General features: G+C 32.9%; 10 protein-coding genes and 1 other annotated feature. Of the genes, 8 read left to right on the top strand and 2 right to left on the bottom strand.

The features are described 5' to 3' along the window. Positions 1-15: 15 nt before the first annotated feature. Positions 16-1653 carry a putative manganese-dependent inorganic diphosphatase gene (locus tag BSD9I1_RS08320; protein WP_186429955.1) on the bottom strand — a complete coding sequence of 546 codons (1638 nt, stop codon included), beginning with the start codon at positions 1651-1653 and terminating at the stop codon, positions 16-18. Positions 1654-1850: 197 nt separating this feature from the next. Between BSD9I1_RS08320 and BSD9I1_RS08325 the strand changes: the two genes are divergently transcribed. The 8 genes from BSD9I1_RS08325 (at position 1851) to brnQ (ending at position 15244) form a co-directional block, all read left to right on the top strand. Next, the gene (locus BSD9I1_RS08325; RefSeq protein WP_186429956.1) at positions 1851-4406 is read left to right on the top strand and encodes a calcium-translocating P-type ATPase, PMCA-type; all 2556 of its coding nucleotides are present in this window, start codon (positions 1851-1853) and stop codon (positions 4404-4406) included. 220 nt (positions 4407-4626) lie between these two features. Then, positions 4627-6348, top strand: coding sequence for a sigma-54-dependent Fis family transcriptional regulator (locus tag BSD9I1_RS08330; protein ID WP_186429957.1), 1722 nt, complete (start codon positions 4627-4629; stop codon positions 6346-6348). A 269-nt stretch (positions 6349-6617) separates the two neighbouring features. Continuing rightward, complete coding sequence (locus tag BSD9I1_RS08335) at positions 6618-8327, top strand: urocanate hydratase (protein WP_186429958.1); 1710 nt, start codon at positions 6618-6620, stop codon at positions 8325-8327. A 106-nt stretch (positions 8328-8433) separates the two neighbouring features. Further along, positions 8434-9735, top strand: coding sequence for an imidazolonepropionase (gene hutI, locus BSD9I1_RS08340; protein WP_186429959.1), 1302 nt, complete (start codon positions 8434-8436; stop codon positions 9733-9735). 1 nt (position 9736) lies between these two features. Beyond that, positions 9737-10324 carry a cyclodeaminase/cyclohydrolase family protein gene (locus BSD9I1_RS08345; RefSeq protein WP_207653897.1) on the top strand — a complete coding sequence of 196 codons (588 nt, stop codon included), beginning with the start codon at positions 9737-9739 and terminating at the stop codon, positions 10322-10324. A gap of 12 nt (positions 10325-10336) precedes the next feature. Beyond that, a complete protein-coding gene (locus BSD9I1_RS08350; protein WP_186429960.1) occupies positions 10337-11644 on the top strand; it encodes a Na+/H+ antiporter family protein in 1308 nt (435 codons plus the stop codon). Between the two features lie 181 nt (positions 11645-11825). Further along, a complete protein-coding gene (gene hutH, locus BSD9I1_RS08355) occupies positions 11826-13352 on the top strand; it encodes a histidine ammonia-lyase (protein ID WP_186429961.1) in 1527 nt (508 codons plus the stop codon). An 85-nt stretch (positions 13353-13437) separates the two neighbouring features. Next, positions 13438-13736 (top strand) — a binding site (T-box leader). A gap of 203 nt (positions 13737-13939) precedes the next feature. Beyond that, positions 13940-15244: a branched-chain amino acid transport system II carrier protein gene (brnQ, locus tag BSD9I1_RS08360; protein ID WP_186429962.1), complete on the top strand. Its 1305-nt coding sequence runs from the start codon at positions 13940-13942 to the stop codon at positions 15242-15244. A 53-nt stretch (positions 15245-15297) separates the two neighbouring features. On the opposite strand, the gene BSD9I1_RS08365 is transcribed toward brnQ, so the two are convergent. Next, positions 15298-15705 (bottom strand): hypothetical protein, encoded by a 408-nt coding sequence (locus tag BSD9I1_RS08365; RefSeq protein ID WP_186429963.1) that lies wholly within the window; start codon positions 15703-15705, stop codon positions 15298-15300. Between the last annotated feature and the right edge of the window lie 4 nt (positions 15706-15709).

Here is a 15709-nt window from a genome sequence, read left to right on the forward strand (position 1 = left end):
TTGATATCTAAAGTGTTACTCTGTAGCTGCAGCAGTTAGTGGTGGAATAACTTGTTTCTTTCTAGACATTATTCCTGGAACATATACACTGTTGCCTTCAAATTGAACGTTAAATGCCTTGTTTATAAGATATTTTTCATTACCAACTACAAGGAAGTCAGAACCTTCTTTTAATAGGTCGGTTACTAAAAGAACTAAAAGATTGAAGTTTTCTTCTTGTTCCTTCTTTTCCATGTAAGCTATCATTTCATCTTTCATCTTAGCAAAACCTTCAGTATCCATAGTGTTTACCTGACCAACACCCACTTTTAAGGATCCTATTTTAAATACCTTAAAGTCCTGATTAAAGATCTCTTCAATAGTTTTTCCTTGAAGTGAGGTACCAGCTTTAAACATTTCTTGTGCAAATTTTTCAGCATCTATGTTTGCAATCTCAGATAATCTCTTAAGCATTATTTTATCCATACTAGTAGAAGTAGGAGATTTAAATAATAAAGTATCGGATATTATAGCTGCACATAAAATACCCGCAATATTCTTTGAAGGTCTTATCCCGTTTTCAAAGAATATTGAAGCTACAATAGTTGCAGTACATCCTACAGCTTCATTTCTAAAGTATATTGGATTACCAGTTTGTATGTCTCCAATTCTATGATGATCAATAACTTCTAATAGTTCAGCATCTTCAAGACCAGGGATAGATTGACTTCTTTCATTGTGGTCAACTAATATAACTTTTTTCTTGTTTTTAGAAATTAAGTGATATCTTGAAATACTTCCTATTACCTTATTATCATCATTAACTATTGGATAACTTCTATATCTTGTTTGAAGCATTGTTTCTTTTACATCATCCACTAAATCTGTTGGATTAAATACTAGTAAATTATCCTTAGTCATAACATAACTTACAGGCACACTTTGAGGTATAAGTCTTGCAGCAGTAAAGGTATCGTAAGGAGTCATTATAATGGAACATCCCACTTCCTTTGCTTTTGCGAGTATTTCTTCGCGTACAATATGCTTGCCTGTAATTATCATAAGAGAAGCTTTTTTATCAAGTATTATTTCTTGAGCATCTTCTCTATCACCGCAAATAACTACGTCGCCTTCTTCAATAAGCTCGCAGGCACTATCAGGCTTCATAGCAGTGACTACTATTTTACCACTAAACTTTTGAGCATTTTGAGCTACATATATAGATTCAGCAGAAAGAGTTTCTATTATATGTTCAAGTTTAACTCCACTTTTTGAAAGTATATTATTATCCCATATATCCATATAATTAGAAGTTATATTAGATACAGAAGCAAGACCTACAAGTTTTTCAGAGTTATCTACTACTGGAAGAGTTTTTATATTGTTTTTTGACATTATAGACCAAGCCATCTTTAAAGTTATATCAGGGTTTATTGGCGGAACTGTATCTATGTCCAGATCTTGAATTTGAGTCCTCACGGTTTCAACAAACTCAGGAGACTTTACTCCAAAATAGTCCAGTGCAAATTGAGTTTCACGACTTAATTCACCAAGTCTTACTGGGATAGCTGGTATATTTCCAGTTTTATTTTTAAAATCAGCATAAGCTATAGCGGAACATATAGAATCCGTATCAGGATTTTTATGTCCACTTATGTATATTAAATCCTTCATAAAAAAACCTCCTTTTATTTACCTTATTAATAATAGCAAAAAAACAAGGAAATTTAAAGTAACTTTAAGAAGAAGCAAGAAAAATGTACAATTAAGCATATTTTTAAAATTTAAAATATTTATAGCATTTAGCACATATATTTAATTAGTGAGAAAAAATAAATACATATTTATGTTATACATAAGGGGGGATTATTATGGTAAATGAAAAAGAACTAATTCAAGGATTAGATTCCTTAGAAGCGCAAAGGAGGCTTACAAGATACGGTCCTAATAAACTTGAAAGTAAAGAAAAGATTTCACCTATAAAAATACTTTTACAACAGTTTAATGATTTTATAGTTTGGATATTAATTGCTGCAACTATAATATCTGGTATTATGGGGGAAAAGGCAGATGCGATAACAATACTTATAATTGTAATAATGAATGGTATATTAGGATTTATTCAAGAATTCAAAACAGAAAAATCCTTAGAAGCTTTGAATCAACTAGCATCACCTACTGCAAAGGTTATAAGAGATGGAGTTTTAAAAGTATTAAATGCTGAATTTCTAGTAATAGGAGATGTAATTTTAGTAGAAAGCGGAGATAGGGTACCTGCAGATGCAATAATTTTTGAGGACTCAAATTTGATGATAGATGAATCTCTTTTAACAGGGGAATCTGTAGGAGTTAATAAATCCTCTGCTAATAAATCTAGTTCGAATTTATATATGGGAACAATAGTTTTAAAGGGAAAAGGAAAGGCAAAGATAATAAGTACAGGCATGCAAACCGAAATGGGAAAAATTGCAGGCATGCTTCAAAGTATAGAAAAGGAAAAATCACCTTTAAAAGAAAAGCTAAATTCATTGGGTAAAATAATGGTTTATATGTGCCTAATAATATGTGCTATAGTTACTGCCACAGGCATATTTAGAGGACAAGATGTTACTGAAATGTTCCTTTTAGGTGTAAGTCTTGCAGTAGCTGCTATTCCAGAGGGACTTGCAGCAATAGTGACAGTAGCTTTAGCACTAGGAGTTTCTAGAATGCTTAAGAAAAATGCATTAGTAAGAAAACTACCAGCAGTAGAAACCTTAGGATGTACATCTGTAATTTGTAGTGATAAAACAGGAACACTTACAGAAAATAAGATGACAGTAAAGGCAATGTATTTTAATAATAGTATGTATAATTTAGATAAGGAAAATGTACCTAGTAATGTGCTTTTTAAAAAGACTGTGGCTTATTGCAATGATTGTAATATAGACCCAAATAAAAAGGAATTAGACAAAAGTCTTTTAGGTGATCCAACAGAAACTGCTCTTATTAAAGCATTTTTTAAGGAAACAGGAGAAGTAAAAAACTTTTTAGGCAAAGCATATAGGGCTAAAGATAATCCATTTACATCTGAAAGAAAAATGATGTCTGTAGTTATGAAGGAAAATTCTAAGTATACAGTATATTTAAAAGGGGCTCCAGAAAGAGTAGCTGAAAATTGTAAGTACATTTTAATAAATGGAGAGGTAGTTCCTTTTACATCTATTTATAAAGAAAAAGTTTTAAAAGCAGTAGAAAGTATGTCCTTTAAGGCTTTAAGATGTATAGGCGCAGCTTATAAAGAAATTTCAAATATTCATGAGAGTAATCTGGAAAAAGATCTAATATTCGTGGGAGTTGCAGGGATTATAGATCCACCAAGACGTGAAGTAAAGGATGCAGTATTTAAATGTAAACTAGCTGGAATAAGACCTGTAATGATAACTGGAGATCATAAGAATACAGCTTATGCTATAGCAAAAGAGCTTGATATAGCTAAAGATGAAAGCGAAGTAATAACTGGGGAAGAATTAGATAAATTAAGCGACAAGGCACTAGAGAAGAAAGTAGAAAATATTAGAGTATTTGCAAGAGTAAGTCCAAATCATAAACTAAAAATAGTTAAGGCCTTTAAAAATAATGGAAATATAGTAGCAATGACAGGGGATGGAGTAAATGATGCACCAGCAGTTAAGGAAGCAGATATAGGAATTTCTATGGGTATTTCAGGAACAGATGTAACAAAGGAAGCATCTTCTATGATACTCTTAGATGATAACTTCAAAACAATTGTATCAGCTGTAGAAGAAGGTAGAGTAATTTATGATAATATAAGAAAGTTTATAAGATATCTGTTGTCTTGTAATTTAGGAGAAGTATTAACTATGTTTTTAGCTTCAATTTTAGCACTACCTACACCGCTTCTTCCAATACAGATATTATTTGTAAATTTAGCTACAGATGGACTTCCAGCTATGGCACTTGGAGTAGATCCTGCAGATCCTGATATAATGGAGCAAAGGCCTCGTCCTAAGAGAGAAAGTATATTTGCAAGAGGACTTAAAGAAAAGATAGTGATTAGAGGAACTTTAATTGGAATATGTACTTTAATGGCATTTATGGCGGGTAAAATATATAATATGGGGCTTGAAACTTCTAGAACGTTAGCGCTTTGTACTTTAGTACTATCACAGCTTATACATGTTTTTGAATGCAGATCAGAAAGACATTCTATATTTGAAATAAAGTTTTATACTAATATGTACCTAGTAGCGGCGGTTTTTATATCTATAATAATGCTGAATTTAGTATTATATGTGCCATTTTTAAGTAACGTATTTCATACTGTACCTCTAGACCTTGGTAAGTGGTGTATAGTTATATTTTTCTCAGGAGTAATTGCATTTATAAATAGCACTTACTTGTATTTAACTACAAAAAGAAGGTAAATAAAAAAGCTATTCTTAGCATAGGTCAGGCTGTTGATAAGCATATTTTGTCAACAGCCTTTAATCTTTATTAAGTTTTAAACTTTATAAAGATTAAATTAACTTGCAAATCGTAAAATTTTAATAAAATATATATGCAAAGGAATAAAGGAGAAGGACTTTTGAAACAAGTGTTGAATATTATGAATATTCACTAAGGTAAAGGTATAGGGGGAATAAAATGAATTTAAGCATGTTGGGGAATTTATTAACAGATTGCTTTTCAGGTATTATTATTCTTGATGAGGAAGAAAAGGTTATATGGAGTAACGATTTAATTGAAAAAGTATGTAATGATAAAAGTCCAATAAATAAGAAGTTTTCTGAACTGTTCTCTATTAAATTATATGAAATTATAAAAGAATTTAAAATTATTAAGACACTGCCTGGTAATATATATAATCTAAAGGCACGGCATATTAAAGAAGAAAAAATATATATAGTATATATACAAGAAATTACAGACATTTATAATAAAGATATAAAGCTTTACTGTTTAGAAAAAATAATAGAATCTATAAATGATGGTATTATAATTAGTAATCATGAAGGACGTGTTGTATTATACAATAAAGCTCAGGAAAATTTAGAAGAACTATTAGCAGAAGAAGTGGTTGGGAAGCACCTTTGGGAAGTTTATGAGTATAATCCTGAAAACAATCCAGAAATGGCTGAACACAGAATGGTTTATAAGACTAGACAACCTATAATAGAAAAATATAGAGCTCATGCTTATAAAGATGGAATACCTAAATATGTATCGTATAGCACATATCCTATAATAAAGAATGATGAAGTAATTGGTGTTTATTCTATAAGCAAAAATGAAACAAGCCTTCAATCCCTGCTTTCGGAAACTATAGAATTGAAAAGAAAATTATTTAGTAAAGGTGAAGCAAAAGAACAAAAATATAAAAATAATGGAACCACATATACATTTTCAGGTATTGTAGGAGACAGTGAGGTGACTAAGAACACAATAAAGGAGGCACAGACTGTATCATTGCTAAATAGTACGGTACTTATTGTTGGAGAGACAGGAACCGGAAAAGAAGTTTTTGCACAAAGCATACATAACTTCGGTAAAAATAAAAATGAACCTTTTGTGGCTATAAACTGTGCTGCAATTCCTGAAAATTTACTGGAAAGTACATTGTTTGGTACTATCAAAGGAGCTTATACAGGAGCAGTTACTCAAAGTGGCCTTTTCGAAGAAGCTAGAAATGGAACAATATTTTTAGATGAACTTAATTCTATGCCTATGTCAATGCAATCTAAGCTTTTAAGAGTATTACAGGAGAGGGTTGTACGTAGAGTTGGAGGGGCCACGGTAACTCCAATACAATGTCGCGTAATAACTGCTATTAATGAGGAACCTTCAAAGCTTATTGAAGAAGGACGATTAAGACAAGACCTTTTTTATAGAATATCGGGATTTTGCCTTTATATACCTCCATTGAGGGAAAGAATAAAAGATGTAATATGTATTGGTGAGTTTTTTATAAAAAAGTATAACAAGCTGCTAAGTAGAAATATAAAGGCTTTTTCAAAACAATTAGAGCAGATAATGATGAGCCATAAGTGGCCTGGCAATATTAGAGAACTAGAACACTTTGTAGAAAATATGATGATTAAGGCCACAGAAAATCAAAGGGAACTTAATTATGAAGACATTCCTAGATATATAAAAAATGAAATGTTAAATGAAGTAGCAGTAAATATGATACAAGATAATGAAAAAACTTTACCTGAATTTCTACGTTTTGAAGAGAAGAAAATAATTATAAATAGTTTAAATAAAAATTTATGGAACTTAACTAGAACGGCTAAGGACTTAGGTATTATACGTCAAAGTTTAGAGTATAGAATGAAAAAATTAGATATAAAGAGGGATATAAAGTAGATATTATAAAGAATTTGCCTATTGCATAAAAATTATGCAATAGGCAAATTTTTTATGCAATAATTTTACAAGTGTTACAACGATAATTGCATAAAAACTATGCACTAGATACTTATAAGTCCTAATATTTACGTTGAACAAATACCCAAGCCCATTGTTTTGATGTAATGTATTTTAAAAATTCTATTGGCATGGCATTTGCTATATATAAATGTGTAAAGAAGTTAATTAAATAAATAAAAACATATAAGATTAAGGGGGAAATAATTATGGAAAAACCAGAAATCCTATATTCAGTTAAAGCTCAGAGAGGTTCAGAATTAAGATGTAAGGGCTGGAAGCAAGAAACCATACTTAGAATGTTAGAAAACAATATGGAAAATGCAGAAATACCTGAATTACTAGTTATCTATGGTGGTAATGGTAAGTGTGCTAGAAATTGGGAGTCATATCATGCAATAGTTAAATCACTTAAGGAATTAGAAGACGATGAAACTTTAGTTGTACAATCAGGTATGCCAGTAGCAATATTTAAAACTCATAAATATGCTCCAAGTGTTGTAATGGCTACCACAAATATAATGAAAGCTGATTGGCCAACATTTTATGATCTTCAGGACAAGAATTTAACTATGTTTGCTCAGTATACTGCTGCTCCTTGGGAGTATATAGGAACTCAAGGTGTTATAGAAGGAACATTTGAAACATTATCAGCTATAGCTATGCAAAAGTTTAATGGTGATTTATCGGGAAGAATTTACCTAACTGCTGGAGCAGGTGGAATGGGTGGAAACCAAAGCTGGGCGATGAAGATGCATGGTGGAGTTGCTATAGTAGTTGATGCTGATGAAAGAGTAATTAGAAGACGTATAGAAAAGGACTACATGGATACTATAGTATATTCTATGGATGAAGCGATAGAAATGGCTACAGCTGCAGCAGCTAAGAAAGAACCATTGTCTATAGGAGTTGTAGGAAATGCTGCTGACTTATTTGAGTATGCATATAATAAAGGATTTATGCCAGACATAATAAGTGAAATGTGTCCATGTCATGATCCAATTTCATATATACCATCTGGATATACTGGAGAAGCAGCAGACGCATTTAGAGCTGAAGATCGTGAACTTTATCTAGAAAAAGCTAGAGAGACTATGATAAGACAATTACGTGCAATGAATGCATATTTTGCAAAGGGTGTTGAAGTATTTGAATATGGAACAAGTATAAGAAAAGAATGCCGCGATGCAGGAATGCCTAAAGAGGAAGCATTTACAATCCCAGGATTTGTTGCTAAGTATATTCGTCCTTTATTCTGTGAAGGTCGTGGACCATTTAGATGGACCTGTATATCAGGGGATCCAGAGGACCTTGCTAAGACAGATGCACTTGCATTAGAGTTATTTAAAAATGACCCACTAGTAACAAGATGGATAACACTTGCTCATAAACACCTTCCAATAGAAGGGCTTCCAGCAAGAGTTTGTTACATGGCATTTGGAGAACGTAAAAAATTTGCACTAGCTGTAAATGAACTTATTAAAAAGGGAGAAATTAAGGGACCGGTGGCTTTCTCAAGAGACAACTTAGACTGTGGCTCTATAGTTAATCCAACCTTTGAATCAGAAAATATGAAAGATGGTAGCGATTTGATTTCTGACTGGCCATATTTGAATGGATTGCTTAATGCTGTGGGAATGTGTGACTTAATAGCTATACAATCTAACTACTCCATGGGTGAAGCAGTGCATACAGGAGTTACAATGATTGCAGATGGTACTGATGAAGCAGCTATGAGACTTGAAGTTTGTATGGCAACAGACTCTGGAATAGGTATCATAAGACATGCTCAAGCTGGATATGAAACTTCAAGGGAAATTGCTGAAGGAAGAGGAAAATATACAACTGATAGTATTAAGGTTCCATTATGGTGGACACCAGAAGCAACATTTGGACCAAATGGAAAAGCTCCAAGATAATAGTTATCGAGCCATTAAAATATTAATATAAATCATAATTTTTATTGCAGCTGTACCTCTTCAGAAATTGGAGAGGTACAAATTACATTATTAGAGGTGAGCTTAAATGGAGAAAGGGAAATGTAAATTAAAAGTTGATTTACTTATTGAAGATTGTTCACAATTAGTAACTTGCAAGAAAGATTCTATAGATGAAATCGGACTAATAGAAAATGGATGGATTGCAATAAAAGGTGAGAAAATCGTTGCAGTAGGGTCTAGAGAAGATGTAATAGGGCTAGTGGATTGCAGTAAAGCAAGTATAATAAGTGCTAAAGGAAAAGTAGTAGTGCCTGGATTTATTGATGCTCATACTCATTTAGTTTTTGGAGGATCTAGAGTTAGGGAGTATGCTGCTAGATTAACTACAGATGACCCAAAAGTATTACAGGACATGGGAATTAAGACAGGGATAATGGTAACGGTAGAAATGACCAGAAATGCCTCAACAGAATCCTTATATAAAACAGCTGCAAGTAGACTATACAACATGCTAAGTTCTGGGACTACAACTGTGGAAAGCAAAAGTGGATATGGGCTTACTACTGTAGATGAAATAAAAATGTTAAAAATTAACGACCAATTAAATGAAAGCTTGCCTATAGACATAGTTTCTACTTTTTTAGGAGCTCATGGATGGCCAGATGACATACCACGTGAAAAATATATAGATACGCTAATAGAAGAAATGATACCCTGGGTGGCAAAGCTTGAGTTAGCAAAGTTCTGTGATATATGGTGTGATGATGGGCATTATACTGCAAAAGAATGTGAAAGAATACTGCAAGCGGCAAGAGATGTCGGTATTGAACCTAAGATACACACGGATGCTTATTCTTATATAGGAGGGTCCGACTTAGCAGCTGATATGAAAATGATTTCAGCAGATCATCTAAATTACACACCAAAGTCTGTACTAAATAAATTATCAAAAGCCAATGTACCAGGAGTACTACTTCCAGCAATTGATTTTGCTGTAAATCATCCAAAGCCCTTTGATCCAAGGTCAATGATAGAAGAAGGCATGACTATAGCATTAGCTACTAATTGCTGTCCAGGCTGTTGGAACGAATCAATGCAGTTTATCATGGCTCTTGCTTGTAGAAGACATAGGATGAGTGCCGCAGAGGCATTAAGGGCAGCTACCTTAGGTGGAGCAATTGCCCTTGGCTTAGAAGAAGATAGGGGCTCTCTTGAAGTTGGAAAGCTTGCAGATATTCAGATATGGGATGTTGACACCTATGAAGATGTGGTATATCGCTTGGGTGGAAATGTTGTGGAAAAAGTAATAAAGAGGGGAAAGGTTGTAATAGAAAATAACTTATCAGGGTTTTCTTTTATTAACAATACTGTGAAAAAGGATGATTAATATGAATTACATTGATGCACTAAATAAAATTATCGATTCCAGAGATTTTACAGTAGGTGGAGGATCAGCAGCGGCTTTAGCAGGAGCAATGGCTGCAGGACTTATTGGTATGGTAGCTAGATTATCTACTAAAAAGGAATATGGACTTTCAGCTGAGAAGTATATTTGTATTGCTGATAAGTTAGATGAAATCGGTAAAAATTTACTTGATGGGGCAGTAAAGGATACGGATTCATTTAAAAAAATAATAGAAGCTTATGCTATGCCTAAGGAAACCGAAGATGAGAAATTAGCTCGCAGTCAAGCTGTTCAAGAGTCTGCAATAGGGGCAGCTACTGTTCCATTAAACAATGGAAAACTTTGCAGAGAAATTTTTGATTTTTATATTTTAATAGAAGGTAAGTGTAATCCTAATGCTGCTTCGGATTTAGAGGAAGGAAAGTTACTTTTAAATGCAGCAATTTCAGGTTGTGTGCTAAATATAGAAGCTAATCTTCCATTGATTAAAAATGTAGATATTAAATCGAAATTTCAAAAGGAGATTGATTATCTGAACTGTATATCACAAAAGGAACATTTTAAATATTAAGGGGGATATTATATGTTAACAAATCCTGTAATACTATCAGTTTTAGTGATGTCAATACTGTGTCTTTTAAAGTTAAATGTTCTCATTGCTTTAATACTTGCAGCTCTAGTAGGTGGAACTGCAGCGGGCATGCCTATTTCTAAAACTATGGAGGTATTAATTGGAGGTATGGGAGGAAACTCTCAAACAGCACTAAGTTATATTTTGCTTGGAGCATTAGCAGCAGCCATACACAAAACGGGAGCAGCAGAAGTTCTCTCTATAAAAATTGCAGGATGGATTAAGGGGAAAAAGATTATTTTGCTATTTATATTTGCGATAGTTGCTTGTTTGTCAGGAACAGTTATACCCGTTCATATAGCTTTTATACCAATTCTTATACCACCATTATTATCATTAATGAATAAACTTAAGATGGATAGAAGAGGAGCGGCATGTGCCTTGGCTTTTGGATTAAAAGCTCCATATATTACTTGGCCTATTGGTTACGGATTAATATTTCATGGAATAATAAAGGATCAAATGGTAGCTAATGGAATGCCTGTAACTCTGGACATGGTTTGGAAGGCTACTTGGGTTGGGGGACTTGCCATGCTAGTTGGTTTTATTATTTCTTTATTTACCTATAGAAAACCAAGAGACTATGAGATTGTATCCATACAAGAAGAACAGGTAGCAGCAGTAAAAGAAGAAGTTAAGATTACCTCAGCTCATATAGCTACACTATTAGCTGGAGTTGCAGCATTAGGTATTCAACTAGCATTTGGATCATTGCCACTTGGAGCAATTGTAGGGCTTGCCATTATGATAGGGGCAAGAGCAATCAAATGGAGTGATATGGATGAAATGCTTAATGGTGGTATTAAGATGATGGGACTTATAGCATTTGTTATGCTAGTTGCAGCTGGTTATGCAGCTGTAATTAGAGAAACTGGTGGTGTTGAAACCTTAGTAAATGCAGCTGCTGGAGCTATGGGTGGAAGTAAACCTGTTGCGGCTTTTGTTATGTTATTATTAGGATTACTAGTAACTATGGGAATTGGGACATCTTTTGGAACAGTTCCAATTCTTGCAGCAATATATGTACCTCTTTGTATAGCTATAGGGTTTAGTCCAAAGTCTACCATACTATTGATAGCTATTGCAGGTGCTCTAGGAGATGCGGGATCTCCTGCATCAGATACTGCACTAGGGCCAACAGCAGGGTTGAGTGTAGATGGGCAGCATGATCATATCTGGGATACTTGTGTTCCTACATTCTTGCATTATAATATACCGCTTTTTATATTAGGTTTGATAGGAGCTCTTATGTTCACATAAAAAATGCAAAGCAATTTTTAGGAGTAAGGTTCTAGGAGCTAGGAGTTAGGAAATGTACAAATTTTGTATGGCAAAATTTCTTCCAAACTAGTACCTAGCACCTTAATCCTAGTACTTAAGTATTTGAAATTATAGGGAGATGTATGAAATACGTAATAAAAACTAAAGGGGGATTTCTTAAATGAGTATTATATATATTGATGGAAATAGTTTAACATTAGAGGATCTTGTAAAGGTTGCTAGAGAAAATTATAAGGTGGAATTAACTAAGGAAGCAGCTGAAAGAGTAAATAAAGCAAGAGCTTTAGTTGATGAATTTGTAGATGGTGGAGAAGTTATATACGGAATTACTACAGGATTTGGATTATTTAGTGATGTTCTTATATCAAAGGATCAAACTAAAGAACTTCAAAAAAATTTAATTATAAGTGATGCTTGTGGAGTAGGTAATCCTTATCCTGAAGAAGTTGTAAGGGCAGCTATGCTTTTAAGAGCTAATGCTTTATCAAAGGGCTATTCTGGAATAAGGTTAAGTGTGTTAAATACATTAATAGAAATGCTAAATAAATGTGTACATCCCATAATACCTGAAAAGGGTTCTGTAGGTGCTAGCGGTGACTTGTGTCCATTAGCTCATATGGTTTTAGTAATGCTGGGAGAAGGAGAAGCTATTTATCAAGGGGAAAGATTGTCTGGTAAGGAAGCAATGGCTAAAGCTAAAATAGATACTGTAGAACTAATTTCAAAGGAAGGCTTGGCACTAATAAATGGTACCCAGGTTCTAACAGCTGTTGGAGCATTGGCAGCTTATGATGCAAAAAAGCTTACAAAGCTTGCAGATATAGCTGCAGCTATGACAGCAGAAGCATTAAATGGAATAGTAGATGCTTATGATGAAAAAGTTCAGCAGGTAAGACCTCATAATGGTCAAATTATATGTGCGCAAAATATGCTTAAAATATTAAATGGTAGTAAGTCCACTTCTAGACAAGGTGAGATAAGAGTACAGGATGCTTACACTTTAAGATGTGTACCTCAAATTCATGGCGCTAGTAGAGATGCTATAGATTATGTTGTAGATAGGGTCAGCACAGAAATCAACTCTGCTACCGATAATCCGTTAATATTTGCAGATGATAGACAAGTTATATCAGGAGGAAATTTCCATGGACAACCAATGGCATTAGCGTTTGATTTCTTAGGAATTGCTGTGGCTGAACTTGCCAATGTTAGTGAAAGAAGAATTGATAGACTTGTGAATCCTTCATCAAGTGGGCTACCAGCGTTTTTAGTTAAAAATGGTGGATTAAATTGTGGATTTATGATACCACAATATGTTGCTGCAGCTTTAGTGTCTGAAAATAAAGTATTAGCACATCCTGCATGTGTAGATTCTATACCTACTTCAGCTAATCAAGAGGATCATGTTAGCATGGGTTCTATTTCAGCTAGAAAGTCTAGAGAAATTTTAAATAATGTTATGAATGTTCTTGCTATAGAGATAATGACCTCAGCGCAAGCAATAGATTTTGGAGCTTCAGATAAACTTGCTTCTGGGACAAGAGCGGCATATAATAAAATAAGAGAGGAAGTGGCCACTTTAGAAAATGATAGAATTATGTATTTAGATATAAATAAATGTTATAAATTAATAGCAAGTCATAAGTTGGTGGAAATAGTGGAAGAAGAAATAGGAGAGTTAAAATAAATTAACGAGTATATAATTATTATATTGACAATTTTTAAGATTACAAATATAATAGTCATTAATAAATAAATTAATATTATGAATATTAAAAGCTATGACAGAGAGAAAAATATTCAAATACTTTAATTACAGAGAATCAACATTTGCTGAGAGTTGATGTTAAAGTGAATATATAATAGTAGCTCTAGAGCTTCCTTGTTGAAAAAAATGAGTAGATGAGGACGTATACCAGCGATATATGGTTAGGGTTCATCAGAGATAACATATAGTATGTATTAATTATACTTTATTTGTTATTTACTATAGATCGACCTGAAAAAGATGTGGTTATAATATAACCATAAATAGGGTGGTACCGCGGAAGTATAGTCTTTCGTCCTTATAATATTTTAATTATAAGGACGAAGGGCTTTTTTTATTCTAAAGAATAAAAAAGGGGTGCAGGGGAAGAATTCCCCGTTTCTTTAAGGAGGGTGCTCAGACGCGGATGCGTCGTCGAAGGGAACCTAAGGTTCCATAGCGAAAGCGACGAAGGAGCTTTTTTATTATCCATTTTTAAAATAAATAAATTAAGGGGTGTTTTATTCATGAAAAAAACTACAAAGGATTTTTTAGTAATAGGTCTTGCATTGTTTGCTATGTTTTTTGGGGCAGGTAATTTAATTTTTCCTCCTTACCTTGGAAATTTAATGGGAAGTAAATTTATCTTAGCTACATTGGGATTTGTAATAACAGGAGTGGGGTTCCCGTTTCTAGGTATACTAGCTTGTACTAAGACCAATGGAAACTTTAATGATATGGCAGGAAAGGTAAGCAAAAGCTTTGCTATAATATGTTCTGTTGCTATTTTTTTAGCTATAGGACCAATGCTCGCAATACCAAGAACTGCAGCTACCACTTATGAATTAACTATACAGCCTGTATTTCCATGGATGTCCTCTATGGTTTCTATGATTTTATACTTTGCACTAAATTTATGTTTCGTTTTAAGACCTTCTAAAGTAATAGATAGTATAGGAAAGTTTTTAACACCGGCCTTATTAATTGCCCTATTAATATTAATAATTAAGGGACTATTATCTCCAATAGGAATTGTTATAGATACAAATACATCATCTGTATTATCTAATTCCTTAATAGAAGGATATCAAACTATGGATGCTTTAGCTGGATTGATGTTCGCCACAGTAATTACTTCCTCAGTAATTCAAAAGGGTTATAAAAATAAGGAGGCTATAAGTATAACAATAAAATCTGGGCTTGTTGCAATATTTGGATTAGCTATAGTATATGGTGGACTAATGTATTTAGGAGCGCAAACAAGTTCTATACTCCCAAAAGATATATCTAAAACTGCTTTATTATTAGAAATATCAAAAAGAAGCTTAGGTGGATATGGAAGCACAATAATTGGAATTGCCATGGGGCTTGCTTGTTTTACTACCTCTATAGGATTAATAACAGCAGGGGCAAGCTTTTTTGATAAAATAAGTAATGGAAAGTTACCATATAAAATAAATGCTATAGTAATATCTTTAGTTAGTATAGCTATGGGGAATTTTGGAGTAGATAAAATAGTTAAAATATCCGTACCGGTATTAAGTATCCTATATCCTGTGGCCATAACTCTTATATTAATAACTTTATCTAAAGGTTTATCTAAAAATAATTTTGTGTTAAGGGCTTCAGTATATACTTCATTAATATTTGGGATAATTGAAACATTGCCATCTATAGGTGTTAATGGAGGATTTATTAAAGAATTTCTTAATATAATTCCATTATCAAGTATAGGATTTGCTTGGGTCACTCCTACACTACTATCTTTAGTAATATCATTATTTATTACCAAAGGAAATGGAAATGGTTCTAATAAGATTTTAGAAAGCTAGATGTTCTTTCTGAAGTAAATAAAAAAATCAGGGAAATTCCCTGATTTTTTTATTTATCTATATTTTTGTTTAACTCTTTGAACCTTTGGCTCTTTTCCTTCAAGAGGAATTAAATCTTTTTTATTTGTCATATTTCGTATATTCATTATTTCTATTTGTTCTCTATTTTCCTTACCTTTTTTACCTTTTAGTCCTTGAACTAGAACATAATTACCTTGAGACACAGGAATAAAGGTGATAGGTTTAAACCATCTATTTTTTTTATAAGTACATTTAACAACATTTTTACTGCGTTCTGGTTTTACAAGAAGCGTTGCGGTTAATTTATGGAAAATCCAAAGTATGGTTTTTTCTTCAACTTTTACAGATATTACATTACCTTGTACTTGAGATAATCTGTCACCATATTTTTTCATATAATTTTCTGCATAGTACTTATTTATTTTTTCTCTGAAGCCCATATTT

The organism is Clostridium sp. BSD9I1 (assembly GCF_900185645.1).
Lineage (GTDB): Bacteria > Bacillota > Clostridia > Clostridiales > Clostridiaceae > Clostridium_AK.